Raw genomic sequence first — 25,879 nt, forward strand, 5'->3', positions numbered from 1 at the left:
CGAGAGAAGAGCGAAAACAGCTCTGCCATTGTACCAAGGCGGCCGCGGGCACGGCGGGTATTCAGGCGGGCTCGAAAACGTTTACGATTGAGGAATCTTTGCCTTTGAATTTCAGACTGGTTAATCGCAGCCAAAACCACACATGACAGCTTCCTACAACGAACTTTGTTTTCTCGCCCGCGAAGGGGCCCTTATCGAATCGATCGATGCCGTGATCGGTTGGGACGAACGGACCTATATGCCCGAAGCGGCCGGTGAATATCGGGCTGAGCAGCGGACATATCTTTCCGGCCTCGCCCACCAAAAACGGACGCAGCCGCGGTGGGGTGAGTTGCTGAACGAATTGGCCACGAGTGACCTGGCCAAGGATACGCATAGCGACACGGGCACGAATATTCGGCAGATGAAGCGGGAGTACGACAAGCGTTGCAAGCTGCCGCAGAAACTCGTCGAAGAGCTGACGCGCACGGCAGCGCTCGGCGAGCAGGCGTGGGTCAGAGCTCGTCAGGCCAATGACTTTGCGCAGTTCGAACCGCACCTGACCAAGATGGTCGACCTCAAGCGACAGCAAGCAGCGGCGCTCGGTTATGCAGACGTCCCGTACGACGCGCTGCTCGATGATTACGAACCTGCAGCGAAGACCAAGGAAGTCGCCGCCGTGCTCGGTAAGTTGCGCGAGCAACTCGTGCCGCTCGTGCACGGGATCATGGAAAGTGGCCGGCGGGCGCCGCTGGAAATCATTCAGCGAAAATATCCGCAGCCCGCGCAAGCCGCTTTTGGCCGCATGGCAGCGACGGCGATCGGTTTTGATTTCAACCGGGGCCGTCTCGATGTAACGCACCACCCCTTTTGCACGGAACTCGGTCCGAACGACTGCCGCATTCTCACTCGCTACGACGAGAACTTTTTCAACGGCGCGTTCTTTGGCACGCTGCACGAAGCCGGCCACGGAATTTACGATCAGGGCCTGCGTACGGAACACTTCGGCACACCGGCCGGGCAATACGTTTCGCTCGGCATTCACGAGTCGCAGTCGCGGATGTGGGAAAACCTGGTTGCCCGCAGCGAAGCCTTCTGGCAACACTTCTTTCCGCAGTGGCAGCAGCAATTTCCCGAGGCCGCCAGTGGCGTGACCCCGGCGCAGCTCTTCGCCGCGGTCAATCACGTGCAGCCGTCGCTCATTCGCGTCGAAGCCGATGAGGCGACCTACAACCTGCACATCATTGTTCGCTTCGAGCTCGAGCAAGCACTCCTCAACGGCGATCTCGTGGTGAAGGATCTTCCCGGCGCCTGGCGGGAGAAATATCGCGAGTATCTGGGCATCGAGCCGGCGACTGATGCAGAAGGTTGCTTGCAGGATGTCCATTGGTCGGCGGGGCTGTTCGGTTACTTCCCCACGTACTCGCTCGGCAACTTGTACGCTGCGCAGTTCTTTGAACAAGCCGATGCTGATCTCGGCGGCTTGAACGACTTGATGCGCCGCGGCGAATTCCTGCGACTGAAGGCCTGGCTGAACGAAAAAATCCACCGCCCGGGGCAATGCTACTCGGCAACGGAACTGGTGCAGCGCATCACCGGCAAGCCGCTGAGCAGCGACGCCCTGATGCGACATCTGAACAACAAGCTGTTGCCCTTGTACGGCCTGAAGGGCTAATTACGATCAAACCTCCGCTCGACTTCCCACCGCCCATTTCTCTCCACACAAGGATTCAGCCATGCTCGCCTCGCGCCGTTGGCTTGCCTTTGGTTCGTTGCTCTTGATCTGCCTGTTGACCGGCCCTGCCTTCGCCGGCAAGTACAACAAGGCGCTCAGCGTCGGCGATGCGGCGCCGGAGTTTAAAGGTCTCGAAGATGCCGACGGCAAGACCTACTCGCTCGCCGATTACAAAGACAAGGACGTTGTCGTGGTCGTTTTCTCCTGCAACACGTGTCCGACGGCCGTCGACTATGAGGATCGAATTATCGCGCTGACGACGAAGTTTGCGGACAAAGCAGCCGTCGTGATGATTAACTCCAACAAGGTCGAGGGAGACCTGTTGCCGCAACTCGGCGAAAAAGCGAAGGCCAAGAAGTTCAACTTCCCGTTCGTGCACGATGACGATGCCCAATCGACCGCGAAGGCTTACGGCGCGACGTTCACGCCGGAGTTTTTTGTGCTGAACAAAGAGCGGAAGGTCGTCTACATGGGTGCCTTCGATGACAAGACGAAAGCGGGAGAAGTAACTGCGCACTACGTCGCCGACGGAATCGCCGCGGCGCTCGCAGGCAAAGAGCCAGCGGTGACCGAAACCGTCGCTCGCGGCTGCACGGTCCGTTACGTGCGTCAACGCACCAAAAATAGTAAGTAGAAAAATAACCAAACATGAATCTCCGCCATCTTTACGCCGGCCTGGCCATCCATCTCGCTTTCATCGCCGCTGCAATTGCGCAGCGTGACTTGAAAAACATTCCCGATCCCGATCCGGAAGAAGAGCGTAAGACTTTCGTTGTGCCGGAAGGTTTTGAAGTCAGCCTGTACGCTGCCGATCCGTTGCTGGCCAAGCCGATTCAGATGAACTTCGACGCGCAGGGCCGGTTATGGATCGCCTCGAGCGAGGTCTATCCGCAGATCAAGCCCGGCCAAAAAGCCGTCGATAAGATTCTGGTCATCGAAGACAAGGATAAGAACGGCGTCGCCGAAACGACGACTGTTTTCGCCGATGGCTTGCTGATTCCAACGGGTGTGATTCCCGACGATCGTGGCGGTTGCTACGTCGCCAACAGTACCGAGTTGGTGCATTTTGCCGATACCGACGGCGATTTGAAGCAGGACAAACGCACCGTCATTCTCACCGGCTTCGGCACCGAAGACACGCATCATCTGCTGCACACGCTGCGGTGGGGCGTCGACGGTTGCCTCTACATGAATCAGTCGATTTATATCCACTCGCACATTGAAACGCCGTATGGCGTGAAGCGACTCAACGGCGGCGGCATCTGGCGGTTTCGACCCGAAACGCTCGAGCTCGAGGTGCTGGCCTACGGCTTCGTGAACGCCTGGGGCCATCATCAAGATCGCTGGGGTCAGTCCTTCGCCACTGACGGCGCTTACGGCGAAGGGATCAACTACGTCTTCCCCGGCTCGGTATTTGTTTCGGCTCCGAACGCGAAGCGGATCATGACCGGTTTGAATCCCGGTCAGCCGAAGGAGTGCGGCCTCGAGATCATCGGCGGTCGTCATCTGCCGCCAGAGTGGGACGGCTCGATGATCACGAACGACTTTCGTGCCCATCGCGTCTGCCGTTTCACCGTCACCGAGGACGGCAGCGGTTATGCATCGAAGCAAGAAATGGACTTGATCAAAACGCCGCACGTCGCGTTCAGGCCCATTGATGTGAAGATGGGCCCCGACGGCTGCGTTTACGTCGCCGATTGGTACAACCCAATCATTCAGCACGGCGAAGTCGACTTTCGCGATGAGCGCCGCGATCACACGCATGGCCGCATTTGGCGCGTGAAAGCGAAAGGTCGGCAGCTACTCCGAACCGAAACCGCGGCCGATACTTCGACCGAAAAACTGCTTGATCAACTCCGCACGCCGGAGGAATGGGTTCGCCAGCATGCCAAGAACATGCTGAAGAACCGCCATTGGTCCGGTACGAGTGTCGCGGAAGCACTCGCAAAATGGGTCGCAGCGATTCCAGCCACCGCGACCAACCGCGACGCCCTGCGGCTCGAATCGCTCTGGGTTTATGAATCGATCGATAAGGTGGAGCCCAAGCTGCTCGGTGAGTTGCTGCAATCGAGCGATCATCGCGTGCGGGCAGCTGCCGTACGGACCGCCGTTCATTGGCAGAAGAAACTTCCTGCCGGTGAACTGCTGCAGATCGCGTCGCAGGCCTGCAGTGATGAAAATCCGCGAGTTCGCCTCGAAGGCATCCGCGCTGCCGCCGAAGTGCCTGACTCGCGCGCTGCCGAAGCGGCGCTAGGTGCGCTCAATCGACCAATGGATCGCTTTCTCGACTTTGCACTGTGGACGACGATGCGCGATCTGAGCGAAGTCTGGTTACCGGCGCTTAAGGAAGGAAATTTCAACGTCGGCGATGTCAACCAGCTCACGTTCGCGTTGAAGGCAGCTGATTCGCCGGAAGTCGTCGCGCCTCTGTTGACGTTGATCAAACAAGGCAAGATTCCTGCCGATCGCGTCGAAGGCGTGCTCACGCTTGTGGCTAGCATGGGTGGGCCGAAAGAGCTTGGTGCGGTGTTTGAACTGATTGTCGCGGGCGACGGTTCCCTTGCCGATGCCAAGAAGGCCGCACTGCTCGATGCCCTGCGCGATACGACGCGGCTACGCAAGATTCAGCCTGCCGGTGATCTTGCTCGCGTGATTTCGTTGCTGCAATCGCCAGACGAAAAATTGCGCGCCGCAGCCCTGCGAGCAGCCGGTCAGTGGAAGCTCGCCGCAGCTACAGCAGCCATCGCTGCTCATGCCGAAGCCGACAATCAACCCGCGGCTGTTCGCCAGGCAGCCATCGAAGCACTTGCGCTTGCTGGCAATTCGAATCAGCAACTCCTCGCTGCCCTGGCTGGCAAGGGGCGTCCGCTGGCCGATCGTCAGCAGGCGATTGCCGCACTCGCGTCGCTCGACGTGAAGGCCACGGCGGACAGCGCGGTCGTGCTTTTGGCAGAAGCGCCGGCCGGCCTCGATCCAGTTGCCGCGTTGCAACCTTTGCTCGCTCGCAAGGAGGGAACGGCTGCGCTCACGACAGCGCTCGCCGAGCAAAAAATCTCCGCCGATGTTGCCAAGCTCGTCATTCGCGCAGCGCAAAGTGCTCCGCAGCCATCGCTGGAACTAATTGCCAGCGTGCAAAAGGCCGGCGGCCTCGATGCGGCTGGCTGGAAACTCACGCCGGCGTTTTCTGCCGAGCTCGTGACGCTTGCCCGTGAACAAGGGAACGCGCAGCGCGGAGAAGCCATCTATCGTTCGGCGCAGCTGCAATGCCTCAAGTGCCACGCCATCGCTGGCGCTGGCGGCGTTGTCGGTCCAGATCTGGTGAGCATCGGCGCGAGTGCTCAGCCCGACTACATTCTCGAGTCGCTGATTACGCCGGCCGCTAAGGTGAAGGAAGGCTATCACGCGAAACTGGTGCTCGAAGCGAGCGGCCAGGTTTACACCGGCCTTGTCGTCCGCGACAGCAAGGATGAACTGGTGCTGCGAACGGCAGAAGACAAGCTGATCACGCTCGCCAAGAGCGACATCGAAGGAATCAAGGACAGCCGATCGCTCATGCCCGATGGCGCGGTCGACTCGCTCACCAAGACCGAGCTCACCGATCTGGTCCGCTTCCTTTCCGAGCTTGGCAAGGTCGGCGGAGAGTTCACCGTCGGTCAGCAGCGCGTCGTGCGCCGCTGGCAGGTGCTGGAAAATTCCCCAGCTGCTCAGCAAAAGCTGAGTCGCACGCTCGACGCCGCGGCCAGCGACGATGCGGCGTTCACCTGGCAGAGCGCTTACAGTCGAGTCGCCGGCGAGTTGCCGCTCGATAACCTGCCGATTCTCAAAACCGAGGCAAAGATCGCCCGGCCGACGTTACTGCGGGCCCAGCTGGAAGTGAGCACCGCGGGCAAAGTGGCTTGGCAGCTCGAAGATGCGAAGGGTGTGCAAGTTTGGGTCGACGGCAAATCGCAAGCAATCGCCGACGGCAAATTTGCGCTCGACCTGAAGACCGGCCTGCACACGATCACACTCGCCGTCGATCGTGATACCCATCAATCGCCGGTTAAGTTGTCGCTAGTAGAAGGTGCTGCGTCGACGGCGAAGGTACAATTGGTAGGTGGGAAATAGCGGCGAGGGATGCGGGCCGGCAGTCGGGGAAAAATCATGAGTTCGTTCGAACAAGCTCAACCTGCTTCACGTCCTGCTCACGTTACCGCGGAGAGCACGCAGCGCGATGTGCGTAGCTCCGAGCCGCGCCGTGCTATCGGCGGCGGGCCGACGTGGTCGATTTCGACGAAGGAACTCATTGGCCTGTGCCAGCGCGTGGGCCAATCGCTGAAGGCGGGCGTCGAGATTCGTCGCGTCTGGCAGCAGGAAAGTACGCGGGGCAACGCCACACATCGGCAGCATATCGACTCCATTTTTCGGCACGTCGCAGCCGGCGGCACGGTGGCCGATGCGATGCGAGCTTGCGGTGGGTTCTTTCCGCGGCTCACTTGCCAGATGGTCGAGATCGGCGAGAAGACCGGCCAACTCGACGAAGTTCTGCTGAAACTGGCGAAGTACTACGAGCAGCAAGAGGCGATGAAGCGGTCGTTTTATCTCGGCATCGCCTGGCCGATGCTGCAGCTCGGCGCCGCTACCATAATTATCGCCGCCGTGATCTGGATCAGTGGGATGATTGGCAGCTTCATGGGAACGGGCCAAGGGGTCGATATTCTCGGCTTGGGTCTGACCGGCGGTTGGGGCGCGATTTTGTTTTTACTTTCGGTCGCGACGGTGGTCGGCGGTGTAGTGCTGGCGATCAACGCACTGTTGCGAGGTTGGTTCGGCGGTGGACCGTTGCGCATGGCGATGCGGTTGCCGGTGCTCGGCACTTGCTTGGAATCGTTCGCGCTCTCGCGCTTGACGTGGTCGTTTGCCCTGGGACTCGAAAGCGGGATGGACGCTCGGCGCGTCGTCGAACTCGCGCTGAGTGCGACGCAGAACGCACACTACGAGCAGCATACGGCGGAGATTGTCAGCGGCATTTCGCACGGGCAAACCTTTCACGATTCGTTTGCGCAGTCGAACGCGTTTCCTTCCGACTTTTTGTTCGCGCTCGAAACGGCTGAGATTGCCGGCGCGACGAGCGAGTCGCTGTTGCGGCTCGCGAAGCAGTATGAAGAGAAAGCCCACGAAGCCATGCGCTACGTGACGATGGCTTGCACGGCAGCGACCTTTGCGCTGGTCGCGCTCATCATCATCATGGCCATCGGACGGTTGGCGATGTTCGTCTTTCAGCCGTACCGTGATGCGATGGATATGATCAACAACGGCGTGTGATCGGCCGAGTTATTTCTTTGTTTCGGCTTTGCCCTTTTGGCCGAACTCGGCGCGGGCGGCAGTCTTTTCTTCTTCGCTCAATTTGCCGTCGCCATCGCGATCGAACCGCTTGAGGAGCAGTTCTTCGCGCTTGCTCAGTTTTGGAGCAGCGGGCGGGGCCGGCGGTGGCGGTGCGGCAGAGCCCGGACCGGTTTGTGTACCGCCGTTGCCGCGGCCGACCATGTTTGGTTGGCCAGGAGTGCGGATGCCGTGCTCTTGCATCGCGCGAGTTGCGGCGATTTGTTCTTGAGCATTCAGCCGGCCGTCGCCATCGCGATCAAAGCGTCGCATAATTTCAGCACGGGCGGCCGCTTGGGCAGCTGCGGCCTGACCGTTGTTCACGGGCTGGCCGAATTGACCATTCGGCACCTGGCCGGGCTGCGGATTGGCGGGCAAGTTCGGCAGCTGCGGATTGGGTTGTGGATTCTGCGCGCCAGCCACCGAGACCAACATGCCGCAAACCAGAACGAAACCAAAGGCAATCTTCATAGCCAACCTCCGCACCGCTCAAACAATGTTCGCCGAGAGCCGGAGCCCTCGTGTTCAATTCTCGAAACATCTTTCGATCGTAATTCGGCCGCGGCAGAAAGCGAGCATTTTCCCGCCCGCCGATGCGCTAGTTGCTGCAACCCGCACAAACGGAAGCTTGGCCTCACGGGAATTGCGTTACATCACTTCCCGCCGTGCTGCGAGCACGTGCGTGATGACCGAGCTCATCCGGCCTTCATCGGCGAAGGGAGAGAGGACGTAGGATTTGAGCGCAGAGATCGGTTCGCCGCAGTCCGCCGTGCGGCAGTGGTCGGTATAGCCGAGGGCGACGCCGCGGCCAGCCATGGCTTCGGCGTGGACGCGTTCGAAGATGCGGCGGTTGAGGTCGTTGTTCTTTTTCAACTGCTCGCGGAATGATGGATCGTGCTGTTCGCGGTGCTTCACGGCGAAGGTATCGGTCCCTTGTGGATAAGCCCGGAAGAGCGTGACCGGGCCGTGGTTCTGATCGTTCATCACCGACAGTTCGGGGCGAGCGCCGATCTGCTCGCGCAGCAATTCGGCCATCTCTACCGCATGGCCGATCAGCGTTTGAAATCCCTCGCGACCGAGCAGCAGCAGATTGGCGAGAGCAGCGAGCACACCGGTTGCGCTGCGTGACGTTTCGAGCGAGAAGAGTCCCGGATGATATTCGCCGGTGTGAAAGAGGTATGGCGTGGTCGAACGCTGCCGCACGATTTGACTGAAGTCTTCGCGATCGCGCAACATGAACAGCGACGAGATGTACGGCGCGAAACCTGTTTTGTGAAAATCAATGCCGATGGAATCGGCCAGGTGCAAGTGCTGCATTGCGTTCTGCGTGCCAGCGAGCGCCCGCAGCGTGCGGCCGCGAAAGCCGAGCGGATTGGCCGCGAAATCGTAACCGTTGAAAACCGACCAGGCCCAGCCGATCACGGCGTCGGCGTGAATGTGCGGACGATAGTCGAGCTTGAGTTCAGCGACGAGTCGTTCGCGCAGCGCATGTACTCCGGCAAGATCGTCAACGCCGAAGGCATCGGTGGTTCCCATCGTGGCGACGATGGCGGCGATTCGTTCGCCGGCAGCATGGGCAGTTCGGCAGGCTTGTTCCAAGGCAACCAGATCGATGCCGTTGTCGTCGCGCGCGGCCACTTTGCGCACGCTCTGCTGACCAAGGCCGAGCCAGCCCGCGGCTGTCGCGCAGGCGTAGTGACTCTGCCGCGAGCAGAGAATGATGGCGGGTTGCTTCAGCCCTTGTTCGAAAACATCGGGCACGGCTTTTTCAAGGCCGATCTTCACGCCGTACAGCAGCGTGCCGGTGCCGCCGAAGGTGAACAGACCGCCGGCCCGCTGCGGGTCAAAGCCGACCAGATCGGCGATCATCGCGGCCACGCGAACCTCGGCTTCGGAGCAACCGAGATTGGCTTCGTCGCTGCACAGGTTGGGGTTGTACATCGACGGCAGAACGACGCCGACAATGCTCGCGATCGAGGGAGTCGCGACAACATTTACCTGGCTGCGAGGATGGCCGAAGATCAACTGGCCGTCGAGACAGTGGACTAGTTCGCTGATGACTTCTTCCAGCGGCCGAGCGCCCGAGGCAAGCTTTTCGGTCGCCGCCACGTCATAAGCGGCCGGGCGGGGTGTGCCGAGAATTGGGGCCTGGCTCTTCAGCGCGTCGACTCGGTCGAGGGCTTTGAGAAGGGAGAAAACGACATAGCCGTCGTGCACCGGATTCGAAACCGGCGTGGGAAAGGCTTGCCGCAGTTGCTCGAGGAGCTCTTGGTAGCGCGACATGAAAGAATTATACGCCGGAACTCACTCGTGGGAGTTCCGGCTTTTTTTGCCGACTGATTCGCTGTGTAGTCACCACACTCTGCGTGGTGAGAACGCCACACGGAGTGTGGCGACGGCACTTATCGGCGAGGAGGCCGACGGCCGCGATTGCCGCCGCCGCGATGTTCGGGGCGTTCGGAACGCATGCTCATGTTGCCTTCGATGAGGACGCCGACCGTTTCATTCCAGGTCGGAATCTTCTTGTGGGCATTCCCTTCGCCACCCTCTTCGTCGAGTTCGGCTTGGAGCATTTCATCGACTTCGTCGTCCTCGGGGTTCACCGAGCGGCGCGGTTCGCGCTGCGGGCGACGCGACGAGGAAGGCGCGGGACGCTCCTCGACAAATCCGCCTTCAAAGTCTTCCTCGAGATCCGAATCGTCGGCATCGCGGGCAGGTGCATTGCGATCGGCGCCGCGTGCTGGCGGAGCGGAGCGAGCAGCTTCGGCACCTTCCTCACGACGACCGCCTCGGCCGCGGCCACGACGACGGCGACGACGCGGGCCGCGATCCTCGCCATCTTCGCTGTCGCCAGGAGCGCGACGCGCGGGGCGATCTTCGCCGCGCGGCTCGTCGTGGTGCTCGCTGTCGCCATGTTCGTCATCAACGGGCGCCACTTCGGCGAACTCATCGTCGACGAAGGGTTCTTCGTAAGAGTCGGCCGGAGCATCGTGTTCGGCGGCACGAGGCGCGTGTTCGCTGCGGGCACCTTCTTCGTCGCGGTGACCACCGCGACGACGGCGACGACGACGGCGGCGAGGTTCGCCACCTTCTTCGTCGGCAGGCCGGTCAAAACCGAGGCGTTCTTCGCCGGCCGGGGCTTCGTCACCCAGCTCTTCGCGCGAGGGAATGAAATCATCCTCAAAATGTTCGGCGGCTGGTTCGGCGTGGGTATCGGCTGCCCAGCTTTCGTTCACCCCATCGCCAAAACCACGGCGGGGAGCGCTTTCGCGCGGTTGATTTTCACGCGAGGGGCTTTCGCGGCGCGGACGGCGGTCGTTTTCTTCACGGCGTCCTTCGGGGCGTTCATCGCGACCACGCGGACGATCGCCGCGGCTGCCGCGCTCGGATCGTTCGGCAGAAGAGCGCTCGGGGCGGTCATCACGCGAATCGCGGCGACCTTCAGGCCGTTGTTCGCGACCACGCGATTCGTTGCCACGACCTTCGCTGCGCGGCTCGGCGCTGCGAGATTCGCCACGATCACGATCGCGGCCACGTTCAGGGCGATCCTGGCGTTCGGGGCGAGGCGTTTCAGCACGGGCTTCCGCGCGAGCGGGCGGCGCGAACAGATCGGCGGGGAGGTCATCCAGCGGCGGAGGAGCGGGCCGAGCAGGAGCTGGTGCGGCCGGTGGCGGAGGAGGCGAAAACGCGACTGGAGGTTCAGGAATCGGCTCCGGTTCGGGCTCGGGTTCCGGCTGAGCCACGCTCAAGCCGAGCATGCCAGCGAGCTTGCCCCAGTGGCCCGAAGTTTTGGCGGGCTTCTTCGCAGCAGGCTTGGCCGGTTCGGCGGCTGGAGCAGCGGCTTCGGGGGCTGCAGCAGTTGCAGCGCTCACGATTGGCGGCGACGGCACTTCTGCGGCCAATTCGCTAGCGGTTTCGGCCGCGGGCTTTTGTGGCGACGCGGTGGCCAGGCCGATGCTTTCGAGAAGCGAGGACCAGTGATCTTTTCGTGGTGTTTCAGCCATGCCCGTGATACAGTTCAATAAGGAGAAGACGCAAACAAGCCGTTCAATATAATGGTTAGCTGGCGCGGTGGAAAGTCGTTTCCTCACTTAATCTTGCGCTTTATCGGTACGCTCGATCCATGTTCCCCAAGTTCTCGTATGGCGGGTTTGGCGTGCTCATTGCAGCCTTGCTGCTGGCCCGTTTTTCGGCTGCCGCCGAGCCCGAGCGATTCAGCCAGACCCAGCCGCACATGGGCGTGGAGTTCGAAGTCATTGTCTACGCGGTCGATGATTCGGCGGCGAAAAATGCGATCGCGGCCGCTTTTCAGCGGATTGCCGAGCTCGACAAGAAGCTCAGCGACTACAGCCTGACCAGCGAACTTTCGCTGTTGAGCGGTGCCTCGCCGACGGCGGAACCGGTAAAGCTAAGCGATGATCTGTTCACGGTACTGCACGCAGCCCAGCTGATGGCGGTTGAGTCGGATGGGGCCTTTGATGTCACCATCGGCCCACTGACGAAGCTCTGGCGGCGGGCGCGCCGGCAAAAAGAACTGCCTGATGCCGAACTGCTGAAGCAAGCCTTCGCCGCCGTTGGCCATCGTAATTTGGTCGTTGATTCGCGGGCAACAACGGCTTTGTTGAAGAAACCTGGCATGCGTCTCGACCTGGGGGCGATCGCCAAGGGATTTGCCGCCGATGAAGCCCTCGCCGTGCTGCAGAAGCAAGGATTCAAACAAGCACTGGTCCGCGCGAGCGGCGATATCGCCGCCGGCGAGCCACCGCCGCAGGAATCAGGCTGGAAGGTCGGTCTCGCGCCGCTCAATCCCGACGATCCGCCGACGGTCTTCGTTTCGCTGCGTAACCAGGCCGTTTCGACCTCGGGTGAAGCGCGGCAGCATCTTGTCGTTAACGGCAAGCGATACTCGCACCTGATCGACCCGCGGACCGGTCAGCCCACGACCGGCCGCACAAGCGTCACCGTCATCGGGCCCCGCGGCATCGATACCGACAGCCTCGATTCGGCCATTGCGATTCTTGGACCCGAGAAAGGGCTAAAACTCATCGCCGGCCGGAAGGATACGCACGCCTACATCGTTACCGCTGATGATGACGGCGGAAATGTGCGGACGCTGATGTCGCCGGGATTTCCGCACGTACAAGATTAAGGTGGCAAGTAATGAGATCGCCGTTACTTACGTCGCCGTCGTAGGGCGGACCATTGGTCCGTCCAAGACGCGGTACCCGGTTAGGTTTGCTCAACTCGCGCCCCCGAACGGACCAATGGTCCGTCCTACGAAAAGCAACCGGCACAATCTGGGTGTGAACCTGCCGGGAGTGGACGGCCTCCATTACAATTGGCGTCCACGCAGTATTTACGCTGCTGCTGCGCAGTAATTTACGCTCGCGAATTGAAAAGGATGAAGTCGTTCGTGAACCACCCCGCTCGCATTCTCGTTACGTCGGCGCTGCCGTATGCCAATGGGCCGATCCACATCGGGCATCTGGTCGAGTACATCCAGACCGACATTTGGGTCCGCTTTCAAAAGTTGTCGGGCCGCCGCTGCGTTTATGTCTGTGCTGACGATACGCACGGCACGGCGATCATGATCAGTGCGCGCAAGGCCGGCATTTCCGAAGAAGCGTTCATCGCCCGCGTGAATGAAGAGCACCAGCGCGACTTTGCTGGCTTTCAAATTCAGTTCGACAACTACGGCAGCACCAACTGCCCCGAGAACCGCGAGCTGTGCGGCATCTTTTGGAAGAAACTGCGCGACGCCGGGCTGATCAAAGAGAAGAGCATCAACCAGCTCTACGACGTGACGGCAGGGACGTTTCTGGCCGATCGTTTCGTGAAGGGAACCTGCCCAGTTTGCAAATCGCCCAACCAGTACGGCGATAATTGCGATAAGTGCACGGCCACCTACACCCCGGCCGATCTCATTGATCCGGTGAGCACGCTCAGCGGCACGAAGCCGGAGATTCGCTCGGCGACGCACCTATTCGTCGAGCTCGAAAAGTTGCACGGCTTTCTTCACGACTGGACGCAGTCGGGCGAGCACCTGCAGTCGGAAGTGGCCAACTACTTGAAGGGGCACTTTCTCGGCGACGAGCTGCGCGACTGGGACGTGAGCCGGCCCGCCCCGTACTTCGGCTTTGAAATTCCCGATTCGCCCGGCAACTACTGGTATGTGTGGTTTGACGCGCCCATCGGGTATATCGCCAGCACCTGGCAATGGTGCAAGACGCACGGCGAGCAGCTGGCCGATTGGTGGCAGTCAGCCGATTGCGAAGTGCATCACTTCATCGGCAAGGACATTCAATACTTCCACACGCTCTTTTGGCCCGGCATGCTCAAGACGGCGGGTTACAACCTGCCGGAGCAGGTACACATCCACGGATTCTTGACCGTGGGTGGTGAGAAGATGAGCAAGAGCAAAGGAACCTTCGTCCGCGCCGCGACGTTCCTCAAGCATCTCGATCCGGCAGCGCTCCGTTATTACTACGCGAGCAAGCTCGGCCCGCGATTGGACGATCTCGATCTGAATCCAGACGAATTCATCGACAAGGTGAATAGCGATCTCGTCGGCAAGGTCGTGAACCTCGCCAGCCGGACGGCGAAATTCGTTTTGGAAAAAGGCTTGTCGGAAAAGTATCCCGACGACGGTGGGCTCTTCGCACAAGGAGCTGCAGCCGGCGCTGCGATTGCCGAGGCGTATCAGAATTGCGACTTTGCTCGCGCGACGCGACTCATCATGGAACTCGCCGATCGGGCCAATCCCTATATCGATACGCAAGCGCCGTGGAAGCTCGCCAAGGATCCAGCCAAGGCCAGCGATGTGCGCGATGTTTGCACGGTTGGTCTAAATTTGTTCCGGCAACTCGTCGTCTATCTCACGCCGATTCTGCCGAAGCTGGCCGAAGAAGTCGGTCAGTTGCTGAACGAGCCGATTACCGGTTGGGAGCAGTCGCAACAACCGCTCATTGGCAGCAAGATTCAACCGTACGCTCACCTTTTTAAACGAGTCGAGAAGAAAGATTTCGAAGCCATGATCGAAGAAGAAAAAGTTGCGGCTGCGGCCATCGAAGCTGCGAACGCGCCTGCCAGCACTGCTCCCGCCGCTGCTCCGCAAGACACGGCTGCCGCGCTCGAAGCCGAACCGCTCCTGACCGAACAGATCAGCATCGACGACTTCACGAAAGTCGACCTGCGCGTGGCCCGCGTGCTCGAAGCCAGCGAAGTGCCGGAAGCCAAGAAGCTGCTCAAGCTCAAGCTGAGCATGGGTGGCGGCGTTGAACGACAAGTCTTCGCCGGCATCAAAGCTGCGTACAAGCCGGAACAACTCGTCGGCCGGTTGGTCATCATGGTCGCCAATCTCGCGCCGCGACAAATGAAGTTCGGTTTAAGTGAAGGGATGGTAACGGCCTGCGGACCTGGTGGCGCGGAAGTGTTTCTGCTCGCGCTCGACGAAGGCGCCACGCCTGGCATGCGCGTGCACTAGAACTCGCCGATTGTTGTCCGATCAGCCGCCAGGCGCTAGCCTCCGGCTTCTCACGGTAATTATTGAGAAGAGAGCCGGAGGCTAACGCTCTGCGGCTGATTTCGTCACTCGCTACTCAGCGGTCTAGTTCGCGCCGATTAAAACGAGCGGCGCCCAAAAGTACGGATGTTCGAATTCGCTTTGCTTGCGGAGCGAACGCTTGGCGTCACGCAGGCACACGCCATAGCTGAACTCAGATTTTTGCCAATCCTTGGCGACGTCGGCGGCGAAGTAGCTGAGGAGCACGGCCGAGGCTTTGTCGTCGACCAGCCAGTTGTTGGCGACGACGCGCTTGCTGCCAGCGCCGAGGAAGCCGCGCGACAACGACCAAACACCTTCGGCCCGTTGCGTGGGACCGGCGTTCGTTTGGCAAGCGCTGAGCAAGGCCAATTCGCATTGCGATAAGTCGAGGGAATAGATTTCGGCCAGCGTGAGATAGCCGTCACTCGTGCCGACACTGCCGTCGGCTGGTTTTGCTAAGGCAAGCGCGCCGAAGAAGTTGCCATTGCGATTATCGACCAGGCCGTGGCAGGCGAAGTGAATCAGCTGTTTGCCGACGATCGATTTTCGCACGGCATCTTCGGTCGCTTGCGGGCCGGTTAGTTTCGTTGCGGCAAAACCGACTTTGCCGAGCCATTGGCAGAGCCAGTTCGATTCGAGTTCGGTGTGCGGCAGATCAGCCAGTTGTCCGCCGGCGGAGCGGAAGCGTTCACCGGCCGTCAGCGAACTGCCACGCGAACTGGCGACCATCGCCGTCAGGGCTGAGGTCTGCGGCCGGCTGACCGACAGGACGGCTGGCGAGGCAGCCTTGGTCATCGCGGCTGCGTTTCGCCGGAGCGTGGTGAAAACGTTGATCGAAGGCGTGTAGGTGATCGGTGGGCAGGAATCGAGAGCGAACTTCACTTCGCCTTCATTGTCGGTCACGAGAGCTTCGAACGGACACAGACAGATCGCACCGTCGGGTACAACGACCCACGATTCATAGCCGTTGGTCAGCAGCTTCTCGCGATACTTCGCGGGCACGAGCACATCCCACAGCACGCGCAGATCGGCATACAAGCCGCTCGCTTCCTTGCGGTTTTGCAGTTTAAAGAGCATGCCGTCGCGATACTTGTTGGCCGCGCTCCCCAGCATTACTTTTTGAATCGCTTCGTGATGCAGAATGCCTGCTTTCGTGCCGAGCGCTTGGGCTTGTGTCTCATCAAGTTTCAGTTCGTGCAGTTCGGCCGAGCTGCCATCGATGCACAGAATATAGGAATGAGTTTCGCCGGCGAAAAAGACGAGGGCCAATCCTTTTTGGTCGCGCAGCGTTCGCTGAAATTGCCGCAGATGCGTGGTGGAAGTCGAAGCCGACAGCAATCGGCGATAGACTTCGCTCGACGTGCGAGCTTCGCGATGAAGGGCATAGAGTTGATCGCGAGTGGCGGAGATTTTCGCGGCGATCGTTTCTTGTTCTTGCTGGCTGAGCGACGGCGTGAGCTGTTTTTCGAGCCGGGCGATTTCGCTTTGCAGTTGGCTGGTTCGATCGGCGAATTGCTTTTTCTCTTCCGGCGAACGGGCTGCGAACAAATCGGAGCCGCTGCAGTTGAGCTCGTCGATCAGCGAACGAGCGCGGCAGCGATCGATGACCGTCAGGCACTCATCGAGATCGGCTGCGGCTCCTTGTTCGAATTGCCACGTTAGCATGCATTCAAAAACTTCAAGACTCTCCTCAAAAGCATCGGCCCGTTCATGTTCGGCGCCGGCGCTACGGACGCGGACTTCTTCGGCGCTGTTGATGGCTTTGCGCAGATCGGCGAGAGCTTCGGATTTATTACCTTCTTTGCGGTGGATGCGAGCCCGCAAGAAGTAAGCGTCGAGCATTGACTTGGGCGAGGCCCGCGTCGATTCGTGAATCTGCAACGCATCGTCGACCAGATCGAGCGCGGCTTCGTCTTTGCCCTGCGCGAGGGCGATTTCGGCGCGGAACTGCAGAATGTTCGCATACTCGACGTGCAACTTTCCGAGCCGGGAAACAACGAGCTGCTGCGCGACGAGGCATTGTTCTTCGGCTTCGGCGGGCTTCTTGCTGTTGAGGAGCAGGCCGGCCAGAGACATGCGGGCCGTGGCATGAAAGAGCGATTCCACGCCACGATCCCATTTCGAATAGATGTCGATCGCCTCACGCAGCAGAGCCGTTGCCTGATCGTAGTTTTTGTCCATGCGCTCGACGTGAGCGAGGGCCTTCAGCGTACTGGCATATTCGGGATGTTTCTTACCAAACAGGCCGATGATTTCGCGCTGAGCTTCGGCGATCAACTCGCGGGCTTCGGCAATGCGATTGGAGCCAGACAAGATGTTGGCCAAGCCAATCTGAGAGTTGGTGGCTTCGCCGAGATCGAGTTTTTTAGAAATGGCAATCACCCGGCGATGCATCACTTCGGCTTCGCCCAAGCGTCCTTCTTCTTCGTAGAGCTGCGCGAGGTTACTAAGGACCAGGCCCATGCCGCGGCTGTCGGGACCCGAGCGCTTTTCGATCAGCGCGAGCAAGGCACGCATCGCGGCTTCGGCTTCGGAACGACGGCCGACGTGAAACAAGTTGTGGGCCAGCAGCCGCCGAGCATCGATCAAGTGCGGAGTGGAGGTTTTCTCCAAGATTGCCACCGACCGCTGGGCTGTCGAGATCGCATTCGCAAAATCTCCAGCCGAGTGATAGGCCTGAATCAGATTCAGCATGCGAATGCCCGCGGTCGTGGAGTTGGCTCCTTCGAGCCGTTCCATCACCGCGATGGGTAGCTTGGCGTGCTCGATTGCCTCGTCGTATTTGCCGAGGCCCATCTCGGCATAGCTCAGCACGTGATAGGCGAAGCTCAGGTCTGGAGAATCTTTCTGCGGCATGACCTGGAGCGCGCCGTTGCTCAGTTTGATCGCCTCGGGATAGCGATTCAAATTGTTCAGGGCGCAGGCTTGTGAAACTGACAGGCGAGCCGTCGCGGAATGCTCGGCACCTAGTTCGTGCTCGGCGATCTTGCGGGCAGCGCCGTAGCAGGACTCGGCTCGCTTCATGTCCCAGATTTCAAACGCCAGCTCCCCGACCCATTCCAGCAGTTCCAGTCGTTTTCGCGAATCGCCGAGCTGGCGCACGAGCTCTTCCATCCGCGGCAAGGCCGCCCGGATGTCCGCTTCGCGGCCGAGGCGTTTGGCCTCGTTGACACGGTCCTCGAACGGCAGGAGAGCTTGCAGAATATCGTTGTCATCAGCGCGGGCTGCGGCGGGCAGAGCAAAATAGCTAAGCACAGCAAGCAGGAGTGTTGTTCGCCACATAAGAGCCTCGGGCAGGGATGTGCGCAGATGATGGTTGCCAGACATACAACCAGTACGGAGAGGTGTGACACCATTCTCAGGGCCAAAATCGGTGGGTGCAAGAAAAAGCATCGCTCCCTCGTTATGGGTGCGCCCTGGATTGCTGTTTCCGCGCCGCCAGCATTTTCCTACAGTCCGGTTCTGGGGCACCCGGCCGGCGCGAAAGCCCCCTGACGAATTACCCATTTTCCCTGGTACATTGCAGATTGGCCTCGGTTTTGCCGGTTCTGCCTTTTGTCCTCGGTCCTATCACATTTGCTGACCCCCTCCATGACTGGTTACTCCCTCACGCACTTGAAGCAGCTCGAAGCGGAGAGCATTCACATCATCCGCGAGGTTGCTGCCGAGTTCGAAAACCCGGTGATGCTCTATTCGATCGGCAAGGACTCGGCGTGCATGGTCCGCCTGGCCCAGAAGGCGTTTTATCCCGCCAAACCGCCGTTCCCGCTGATGCACGTCGATACGACGTGGAAGTTTCGCGAGATGTACGCCCTGCGCGACAACTACGTTGCCAAGGAGCTGGGCCTGAAGCTGATCGTGCACGTCAACGAGGACGGCGTGCGACAAGGGATTAACCCAATTACGCACGGCAGCAAGAAGCACACTGATATCATGAAAACCGAGGGCTTGAAGCAAGCTCTCAACAAGTATCGCTTCGATGCGGCCTTTGGTGGTGCTCGCCGCGACGAAGAGAAGTCGCGGGCCAAGGAACGAGTCTTTTCGTTCCGCGATGAATTCCATCGCTGGGACCCGAAGAACCAACGGCCTGAATTGTGGAATCTCTACAACACCAAGGTCAACAAGAACGAAAGTATCCGCGTCTTCCCGATCTCGAACTGGACCGAACTCGACGTGTGGCAATACATCCACCTCGAGAACATTCCGATCGTGCCGCTGTACTTCGCGAAAGAGCGGCCCATCGTCTATCGCGATGGCACGATGATCATGGTTGACGACGACCGGCTACCGCTGAAGGAAGGCGAGAAGCCCGAAATGCGCAAAGTGCGATTCCGAACACTCGGTTGCTATCCGCTCTCGGGTGCCGTTGATTCGAACGCGACGACGTTGCCGGAGATCATTCAGGAAATGTTGCTAACGACGTTCTCGGAACGCCAAGGACGTTTGATCGACAGCGATGAAGCGGGGTCGATGGAGAAGAAGAAAAAAGAAGGGTACTTCTAAGCCGTGTGTCCTTAGCCACCAGCTTTAGCTGGTGGGCCCGGCCCTGAGAACGACCGGCTTTAGCCATCTTCGTCAGGTCATGGCTAAAGCCGATTAGTCGAGCATCGCAAACCACCGGCTAAAGCCGGTGGCGAACAAGAAAAACAACAGACAATACTCACCAGCAACGGCGAACCTTTGAAACGACCAGGTTCTCCTATCCACGGAATCTTCGATTTCGAGATTAAATATCCATGTCGCACCAGTCGGCTTTGATCGCTTCGGACATCAACGAATACCTCGCTCAACATGAGCGCAAGGAGATTTTGCGCTTCATCACCTGCGGATCGGTTGATGACGGCAAGAGCACGCTCATCGGCCGGTTGTTCTACGAAGCCAAGATGATCTACGAAGATCAACTCTCGGCGATCACCAAGGACTCGGCCCGCTACGGCACGACCGGCGGTGAGCCAGACCTGGCTCTCTTCACCGATGGTTTGCAGGAAGAACGCGAGCAGGGAATCACGATCGACGTCGCCTATCGGTATTTCTCCACCGACAAACGCAAATTCATCATCGCCGATACACCGGGGCACAAGCAGTACACTCGCAACATGGCGACCGGCGCCTCGACGGCGGACCTGGCCATTATTTTGATCGACGCTCGCCACGGCGTGCTGGAGCAGACCAAGCGGCACTCGTTCATCGTGTCGTTGCTCGGTATCAAGCACATCGTTGTCGCCATCAATAAGATGGACATCGTCGACTATAAGCAAGAAGTCTTCGAAAAAATCAAAGCCGATTACACCGAGTTCGCATCGCGGCTTGATTTGCCGCACGTTCACTTCATGCCGATCAGCGCGCTGAAAGGCGAGAACGTCGTCGAGCCGAGCAAGTTCATGCCGTGGTACCAGGGCCAGCCCCTCATGCCGTTGCTCGAGACGGTTTATATCGGTTCCGATCGCAACCTCGAAGATCTCCGTCTGCCGGTGCAACTTGTGCTGCGGCCGAATCTCGATTTCCGCGGTTTCAGCGGCACGATTGCGTCGGGCATCCTCCGCAAGGGTGACGAAATCATGACGCTGCCGTCGCGCAAGACGAGTCGCGTGAAGAGCATCGTCACGTACGACGGCGAACTCAACGAAGCCTTTGCCCCGCAGTCGATCACCGTCACGCTCGAAGACGAAATCGACTCGAGCCGCGGCGACATGTTGGTCCGACCCGGCAATGTGCCGCGCGTCGACAACAAATTCGAAGCCATGGTCGTGTGGATGTCGGAAGGGGCGATGGTTCCCGGCAAGCAGTACCTCTTCAAACAAACGTCGCGCGTGGTCCCCGGCATGGTCGGCACGTTGCGCTACAAGGTCGATGTCAACACGCTCCACCGCCAAGATGCGCCGACACTTGAGCTCAACGAAATCGGCCGTTGCCAGATCACGCTCTCGCAGCCGATCTGCTTCGACGCTTACAAACGCAACCGCTCGACCGGTTCGTTCATCGTCATCGATCGTCTGACCAACGCAACCGTCGCAGCAGGGATGATTCTCGATCGCTCGGGCGATGGCCACAAAGACCATTGGGACGACGAACCAGCTTCGACTCACCTACATGCCGAGAAGAGCAAGGTAACGGAAACTGAACGGGCCAATCGCCTCGGCCAAAAACCGGCCACCGTGCTGCTCACTGGTTTGACCGGCGCCGGCAAGACGACGATCGCTTACGCCCTCGAACGTCGCTTGTTCGACGAAGGCCGTTCCGCCGTCGTCCTCGACGGCCAAAACATGCGCCGCGGCATTAGCAAGGACCTCGGTTTCACGGCCAGCGAACGAAGTGAAAATCTCCGCCGCAGCAGCGAAGTGGCCAAGCTCTTCAACGAATCCGGTGTGATCGTCCTCGCCGCGTTCCTCGCGCCCGAAGAAGCCATCCGCACCAAGGTTGGCGATGCCATCGGCCGCGACAAGTTCATCGTGGTCCATCTCGATGCCCCGCTCGAAGTCTGTCGCCAACGCGACACTGAAGGTCACTACGCTCTCGCCGACAAGGGCGAAGTCACGCTACCGAACTACGAACCGCCGGTGAAGCCGGATCTGAAGCTAGCGACCGACAAACTGAAGGTCAGCGAATGCGTCGAGAAAATTATGGAGTTGCTGCAAACCAAAGGATTTATCTAAGCGTAGAGTGGGGCGAACGGCATATTTTTGTAATGCGCCCGGACGCCGATCAGGACAACTTTGCTAAGGAGAGCTGGTGATGTCCCAAGATGCTATTCGCGCAGTCCTTTTTCTTTTGGCGACGCTACTTGTAGCGGCTGAATTGCCCATTGCGGCCGCCACGCCTCCACGTCCGCAACCGGTTCTTCCGGCAGCACCCGCCGAACCGCTGAACCCAGAAGATACTTCGCTCAAGAAAGTTGCGACAATCAATTGGCAGGTGGGCGGCCACCGTGTCACAGGTCGAAATAGCGGGATCGTGCAGGCCGTTAATATTCGTGAGTTGCCGCCCCCAGAGCCATCCCCCTTCCCGCGGCCAGCACCTACGAAGTACCAGCTATTTTCCAAGAAGTTCGATGATCCTGATCTGCTGCGATACAGCAATGGATACGCTTCGGTTGTCGATGAGCAGGTTTTCTCGGACCTCAGAACCGGCAGCGCGCACTCAGCTAACGAACTCGGCACCAAAGGTTGCGTGATTGGTCGTGTGAAGTTGAAGGAGTTCGACTCGACTGAAGTTGCTCGTTTCCTGCTGAACTCCAGCATTATTCAAGCCCACATCCATTTGGAATGCACCGCTGTTGGCAACCACTACAAAGGGGATTCCGGCGACTGGTACGCGCTGCACGGTGAAGCCGCCTTCATGACAATGGAGCGGTATGTCAGCAAGTTCGACTTTGGAGTGCATGTGGCGCCAGAAGGAGAAATCCGATTGATCAACTATCGCGATGTCGGCCGGCCCGTGCCCAAGGACGCGCCGGAACAGAAGTAATCTCCGAGTCCGAGTTATCAGCGCCTCTTAAATCAGCGACAGCGGATTCTCCCGCGTCTTCAGCGGCAAACTCACCGGCGCTTTGACACGGTGCGATTCAAACACCGCGCTGATCATTTCGATCGTCGTGCGCCCTTCGTACATGCTGCATTCGGGATGGCGGTCTTCTTCGATCGCTTGCAGCAGATCGACGACGGCCATGATGTTGCCGGCATCGAGGCCGCCGTCGGTCATCGTTTCGGCGACGCCGACGCCTTGCGACGTGATGGGTTGCCACTCGACTTTGCTGCGGCCGGGGGACCAGGCGGGATCGGCGAGGAAACTCGCACTCGGCAGCGAACCGGTCAGGATTTCGACGACGCCCTTGCTGCCGTAGATCTGCAGGCCGAAGCGGTTGCCGAGGGCGTCGCGCTGGCTGGCGAAGTAGGCCTTCGCGCCGCTGTCGAGGCCGTAGATCGCCGAGACGCTGTCGCCGGCGAGCGGGCCGATTCCTTCGTTGCCCGGTTTGACGTGTTCCTTGCCGACCGGTTGGCCACCTTCCTCGACGCGGGCAAAGCACCACTTCGGATCGCCGCCGAAGTAATGGATGAGATTGAACACATGGCTGCCGAGGACCCACAGATCTTCGCCGCCACCGCGTTTGTCTTCCTTGCCGCGGCCGCGAAGTTCGAGCAGAGTGCCGAGCTTGCCGTCGTCGATCAGGTCCTTAATGACCTGCAGCTTCGGGCTGTACCGCGTTTGATGCGCGAGGGCCAATTTCACATCGGCCTTCTCGCAAGCCTTGATGATCTCATCGGCCTCGGCAGGCGTGCGGCAGAACGGCTTCTCCATATACATGTGCGCGCCGATCGCCGCAGCGGCGAGGCACATGTCGCGATGCTGATCAAGCCAGCGAGGGCAAATGGCAACAATGTCGGGCTTCACTTCCGTCAGCATGGTGCGGTAATCGGCAAACGTCTTCGGCGCTTTCAGCCGCTTCGCTGCAGCTTCGAGCCCCTTCTCGTCGGCATCGGCCACGGCGACGATTTCGGTCTGTGGCACTTTGAACCACACCGTGTCGACGCCGTGCCCCCAATTTCCTTTGCCCGTGTGCCCGATCACCGCGACGCGATACGTTTTCGCCATAGTTCACCTGAAAGTGCGAGAGGCTGTGTCAACGCAGCCGAGACAACGCAGGCAGCATAATGTTACAACTGGCGAAATGAAACGAGATGCAGCCAACTACTCAGCCGATCGGAGCCCGGTTTATCGAATGCTGTGGGGCCCCGTCGAAGCAGAGCAGCAAGAACTGTTTGCGCCGACGGTGGACGCCGTGCCGCAGCACATCCAGGAAGTAATGGACCGCTCGAGTGAAACGCTTCTCACGTTCCGCGCGAATGACCAATTGCGTGGCGCCGATGGAAAACACAGCCAACAAGTTATCTCGGCGTTGGGTCTGGCGCGGTACTGGGGTTTGCTCGTCGAACGCGAATTCGGCGGCAGCCAATGCGAATTGCGACACTTTTTGCCGTTCCTCACGCAAGCTGCAGTCATCGATGCACCGCTCGCCGGACTCGCCGCGGTGCACGGATGCATTGGCGCTGTAGATCCATTGCAAGAGTTTGGCAATCGCTCGCAGGCATCGACCTACTTGCCGGATTTGGCAACCGGAACTCGGCTCTCGGCATTTGCTTCGACCGAGCCAGGCGCCGGCTCGGATCTGCGTGCAATTCAAATGACAGCAGTGAGAACGGCAGACGGCTTCGCGCTCACCGGCCGCAAAGCATTCATCACAAACCTTGCCCCTGGTCGCACGATTGGCATGCTTTGCAAGCTAGAGGGCCAGGCGGCCGTGTTTGTCTTCACGCTGCCGGATCAAGAGAACGAGCACTTTCGCTTTATTCCCAACCCACTTCATCCGCTGAAGCGCACACATAACAGCGGCATGGAGTTGAGCAACTTTCCGGTCGAGGCTGTTTCCCTGCTCGCTCCGCCGGCGGGCAAAGATGGCAGGGCGATTGTCTTTCATGGGCTGAATCGGGGTCGCGCGGCGATCTGCGCTCTTGCGGCGGGACATCTGCGCGTGATACTCGCCGGCATGATTGCTTGGGCCAAGCAGCGATCGGTGCAAGGAAGAATGTTGGCTGACCTCGAACTGATTCAAGCACGCTGCGGACAAATCGGCGCGCTCATCGTGGGTTGCGATGCTATGGCGCAGTGGTGCGGCAGTTTGCTCGATGCTGGTTATCGTGGTGAGCTGGAGTGCATCATCGCGAAGGTCTTCGCCAGCGAAGCTGTGAAACACGCTGCTTTTAACCTGGCCTTGCCGACGCATGGCGGAAGATTTTTTTTGCAAGGTCACGCATCCGGTGACATGGCGTATGACTATCTCGCGCCGTGCATTTACGAGGGAGAGAATGATCTGCTGCGACTTGCGCTGGTTCACAATCTGGCGAAGTCGCCGCCGCGAAACTTCGGCCGCGCGGGCCGGCTCAGGATAATTCGCGAACAACTCAAGGCTGGAAAGTTGCGGCAGCCGGAGATGATCGCCGTCAGTCGGCGGATTGAATCGATTGTCGTTTCGACGGTGGCACAATCAGCGCTGGCAGCACAACCAGTCGAACTGCGGCCTGCTTATCACTTGCTACACAAGCTGCTCTTCAGCAATTCTTTTTCGGCAGACCATGCTGCTGAAGAAATCGACCTCGGCCGCCAAGTCATCGAGCATGATCTCTTCCGTCTCGGCGATGCGCCTGCCTTTGCCGATCCGTTGTGTCGCGAATAATCCGCACCGGCGGTGAATTTTGCTCACCTGTCGCAATTTCGCAACGTAGAGTTGCCCATCACCGTGAGATGCTGCGCGCAAACGTTCTGCGCTCGGCCTCTCACAACTAAGTGATGCGGAATCTGCGGCATGATCGTCATCGTCGGTTTTATCATCGTTATCGGTTGCGTTCTCGGCGGCTTTTCCATGGCCGGTGGGCACGTCGGTGCGCTGTGGCATCCGTCCGAAGTCGTGACCATCGGTGGTGCGGCCCTCGGCGCTCTCGTCGTGATGTCGCCCAAGAAGGTGCTCATCGACCTTGTGAAGGGCTGCATCGCGTCGCTCAAGGGAAGCCCCTTCGGGAAGAAATCCTACGAAGAGCTGTTCTGTTCGATGTATGAGGTGTTTCGCCTCGTACGCCGCAATGGTTTGCTTACGCTCGAGTCGCATCTCGCCGATCTGCATCACAGCAGCATCTTTAGCAAATACAAACTCATCTCGCACAACCATCACGTCAGTGAGTTTATTGTCGGTGCGTTTGCGCCGGTGATGGACGGCAGCGCGACGCCCGAGCGTCTCGCGCAGATGATGGACATGCAACTCGCGAAGATGGAAGAAGAACATCATTACCCGATCAGCGTGCTGCAGAAGACGGCGGACGGTTTGCCGGGGTTCGGAATCGTGGCGGCGGTGCTCGGTATCGTGATCACGATGGGTCACATCAACGGCCCAGTGGAAGAGATTGGTCACAAGGTGGGTGCGGCCCTCGTCGGTACGTTCCTCGGGATTTTGCTTTCGTACGGCTTCTTTGCGCCGATGGTGACGAAGCTCGAATTCATGGGTCACGAAGAACTCGCGTTCTTCAAAACGATCGCCGCGCTCGTGCAAGGATTTGTGAGCGATCTGCCGCCGAAGGTTTGTATGGAAATGGCTCGTCGTGGTTTGGGCGCCGAAGTGAAGCCGACCGCGGAGCAGATGGAAGCGCTGCTGAAGTCAGTGGAACAAGCAGGCGGGTAGTTTTGAATCGTAGGGTGGGTCGAAGGTACTCCTGAGG

Annotated in this window: 16 protein-coding genes; 11 read left to right on the top strand and 5 right to left on the bottom strand. The window is 59.5% G+C overall.

All coding sequences use genetic code 11. The annotated features are described in order from the left end of the window. The first annotated feature begins 142 nt into the window (after positions 1-142). The 4 genes from M9Q49_RS32735 (at position 143) to M9Q49_RS32750 (ending at position 7,018) form a co-directional block, all read left to right on the top strand. A complete protein-coding gene (locus tag M9Q49_RS32735) occupies positions 143-1,654 on the top strand; it encodes a carboxypeptidase M32 (RefSeq protein ID WP_254513519.1) in 1,512 nt (503 codons plus the stop codon). Positions 1,655-1,715: 61 nt separating this feature from the next. Then, positions 1,716-2,348 (top strand): redoxin family protein, encoded by a 633-nt coding sequence (locus M9Q49_RS32740; protein WP_254513520.1) that lies wholly within the window; start codon positions 1,716-1,718, stop codon positions 2,346-2,348. Between the two features lie 14 nt (positions 2,349-2,362). Then, on the top strand, positions 2,363-5,821 hold the full coding sequence (locus M9Q49_RS32745) for a PVC-type heme-binding CxxCH protein (protein ID WP_254513521.1): 3,459 nt from the start codon (positions 2,363-2,365) through the stop codon (positions 5,819-5,821). A 36-nt stretch (positions 5,822-5,857) separates the two neighbouring features. Next, positions 5,858-7,018: a type II secretion system F family protein gene (locus tag M9Q49_RS32750; RefSeq protein WP_254513522.1), complete on the top strand. Its 1,161-nt coding sequence runs from the start codon at positions 5,858-5,860 to the stop codon at positions 7,016-7,018. A 9-nt stretch (positions 7,019-7,027) separates the two neighbouring features. Here M9Q49_RS32750 and M9Q49_RS32755 read toward each other — a convergent pair whose 3' ends face one another. The 3 genes from M9Q49_RS32755 to M9Q49_RS32765 all read right to left on the bottom strand — a co-directional run bounded on the left by M9Q49_RS32755 (position 7,028) and on the right by M9Q49_RS32765 (position 11,079). Continuing rightward, complete coding sequence (locus M9Q49_RS32755; protein WP_254513523.1) at positions 7,028-7,546, bottom strand: EF-hand domain-containing protein; 519 nt, start codon at positions 7,544-7,546, stop codon at positions 7,028-7,030. Between the two features lie 177 nt (positions 7,547-7,723). Continuing rightward, positions 7,724-9,358 (bottom strand): pyridoxal phosphate-dependent decarboxylase family protein, encoded by a 1,635-nt coding sequence (locus tag M9Q49_RS32760; protein WP_254513524.1) that lies wholly within the window; start codon positions 9,356-9,358, stop codon positions 7,724-7,726. Between the two features lie 119 nt (positions 9,359-9,477). Next, positions 9,478-11,079 (bottom strand): hypothetical protein, encoded by a 1,602-nt coding sequence (locus M9Q49_RS32765; RefSeq protein WP_254513525.1) that lies wholly within the window; start codon positions 11,077-11,079, stop codon positions 9,478-9,480. Positions 11,080-11,198: 119 nt separating this feature from the next. Here M9Q49_RS32765 and M9Q49_RS32770 point away from each other — a divergent pair, with 119 nt between their 5' ends. Next, a complete protein-coding gene (locus M9Q49_RS32770) occupies positions 11,199-12,224 on the top strand; it encodes an FAD:protein FMN transferase (protein WP_254513526.1) in 1,026 nt (341 codons plus the stop codon). Between the two features lie 252 nt (positions 12,225-12,476). Beyond that, positions 12,477-14,558 (top strand): methionine--tRNA ligase, encoded by a 2,082-nt coding sequence (gene metG, locus M9Q49_RS32775; RefSeq protein ID WP_390845460.1) that lies wholly within the window; start codon positions 12,477-12,479, stop codon positions 14,556-14,558. 123 nt (positions 14,559-14,681) lie between these two features. Here the strand turns inward: metG and M9Q49_RS32780 are convergent, their stop codons facing one another. Next, positions 14,682-17,900 carry a CHAT domain-containing protein gene (locus tag M9Q49_RS32780; protein WP_254513528.1) on the bottom strand — a complete coding sequence of 1,073 codons (3,219 nt, stop codon included), beginning with the start codon at positions 17,898-17,900 and terminating at the stop codon, positions 14,682-14,684. A gap of 309 nt (positions 17,901-18,209) precedes the next feature. On the opposite strand from M9Q49_RS32780, the gene cysD reads away from it, so the two are divergent. From cysD to M9Q49_RS32795, 3 genes are all read left to right on the top strand, one after another. Continuing rightward, entirely contained in the window at positions 18,210-19,121 is a 912-nt protein-coding gene (gene cysD, locus M9Q49_RS32785) for a sulfate adenylyltransferase subunit CysD (RefSeq protein ID WP_254513529.1), read from the top strand. A gap of 233 nt (positions 19,122-19,354) precedes the next feature. After that, positions 19,355-21,271, top strand: a complete 1,917-nt coding sequence (gene cysN, locus M9Q49_RS32790) for a sulfate adenylyltransferase subunit CysN (protein ID WP_254513530.1) — start codon at positions 19,355-19,357, stop codon at positions 21,269-21,271. 79 nt (positions 21,272-21,350) lie between these two features. Continuing rightward, positions 21,351-22,082 (top strand): hypothetical protein, encoded by a 732-nt coding sequence (locus tag M9Q49_RS32795; protein ID WP_254513531.1) that lies wholly within the window; start codon positions 21,351-21,353, stop codon positions 22,080-22,082. 27 nt (positions 22,083-22,109) lie between these two features. Here the strand turns inward: M9Q49_RS32795 and M9Q49_RS32800 are convergent, their stop codons facing one another. Beyond that, complete coding sequence (locus M9Q49_RS32800) at positions 22,110-23,207, bottom strand: Gfo/Idh/MocA family protein (RefSeq protein ID WP_254513532.1); 1,098 nt, start codon at positions 23,205-23,207, stop codon at positions 22,110-22,112. A gap of 76 nt (positions 23,208-23,283) precedes the next feature. Between M9Q49_RS32800 and M9Q49_RS32805 the strand changes: the two genes are divergently transcribed. Further along, positions 23,284-24,846 carry an acyl-CoA dehydrogenase family protein gene (locus M9Q49_RS32805; RefSeq protein WP_254513533.1) on the top strand — a complete coding sequence of 521 codons (1,563 nt, stop codon included), beginning with the start codon at positions 23,284-23,286 and terminating at the stop codon, positions 24,844-24,846. A gap of 129 nt (positions 24,847-24,975) precedes the next feature. After that, positions 24,976-25,842, top strand: coding sequence for a flagellar motor stator protein MotA (motA, locus tag M9Q49_RS32810; protein WP_254513534.1), 867 nt, complete (start codon positions 24,976-24,978; stop codon positions 25,840-25,842). Positions 25,843-25,879 lie beyond the last annotated feature (37 nt).

It is taken from the genome of Anatilimnocola floriformis, from assembly GCF_024256385.1.
GTDB lineage: Bacteria > Planctomycetota > Planctomycetia > Pirellulales > Pirellulaceae > Anatilimnocola > Anatilimnocola floriformis.

Bases quoted from the DNA above. Each gene is read 5' to 3' on its own strand.
- M9Q49_RS32735 (WP_254513519.1), top strand. From the start codon at position 143: ATGACAGCTTCCTACAACGAACTTTGTTTTCTCGCCCGCGAAGGGGCC.
- M9Q49_RS32740 (WP_254513520.1), top strand. From the start codon at position 1,716: ATGCTCGCCTCGCGCCGTTGGCTTGCCTTTGGTTCGTTGCTCTTGATC.
- M9Q49_RS32745 (WP_254513521.1), top strand. From the start codon at position 2,363: ATGAATCTCCGCCATCTTTACGCCGGCCTGGCCATCCATCTCGCTTTC.
- M9Q49_RS32750 (WP_254513522.1), top strand. From the start codon at position 5,858: ATGAGTTCGTTCGAACAAGCTCAACCTGCTTCACGTCCTGCTCACGTT.
- M9Q49_RS32755 (WP_254513523.1), bottom strand. From the start codon at position 7,546: ATGAAGATTGCCTTTGGTTTCGTTCTGGTTTGCGGCATGTTGGTCTCG.
- M9Q49_RS32760 (WP_254513524.1), bottom strand. From the start codon at position 9,358: ATGTCGCGCTACCAAGAGCTCCTCGAGCAACTGCGGCAAGCCTTTCCC.
- M9Q49_RS32765 (WP_254513525.1), bottom strand. From the start codon at position 11,079: ATGGCTGAAACACCACGAAAAGATCACTGGTCCTCGCTTCTCGAAAGC.
- M9Q49_RS32770 (WP_254513526.1), top strand. From the start codon at position 11,199: ATGTTCCCCAAGTTCTCGTATGGCGGGTTTGGCGTGCTCATTGCAGCC.
- metG (WP_390845460.1), top strand. From the start codon at position 12,477: ATGAAGTCGTTCGTGAACCACCCCGCTCGCATTCTCGTTACGTCGGCG.
- M9Q49_RS32780 (WP_254513528.1), bottom strand. From the start codon at position 17,900: ATGTGGCGAACAACACTCCTGCTTGCTGTGCTTAGCTATTTTGCTCTG.
- cysD (WP_254513529.1), top strand. From the start codon at position 18,210: ATGACTGGTTACTCCCTCACGCACTTGAAGCAGCTCGAAGCGGAGAGC.
- cysN (WP_254513530.1), top strand. From the start codon at position 19,355: ATGTCGCACCAGTCGGCTTTGATCGCTTCGGACATCAACGAATACCTC.
- M9Q49_RS32795 (WP_254513531.1), top strand. From the start codon at position 21,351: ATGTCCCAAGATGCTATTCGCGCAGTCCTTTTTCTTTTGGCGACGCTA.
- M9Q49_RS32800 (WP_254513532.1), bottom strand. From the start codon at position 23,207: ATGGCGAAAACGTATCGCGTCGCGGTGATCGGGCACACGGGCAAAGGA.
- M9Q49_RS32805 (WP_254513533.1), top strand. From the start codon at position 23,284: ATGAAACGAGATGCAGCCAACTACTCAGCCGATCGGAGCCCGGTTTAT.
- motA (WP_254513534.1), top strand. From the start codon at position 24,976: ATGATCGTCATCGTCGGTTTTATCATCGTTATCGGTTGCGTTCTCGGC.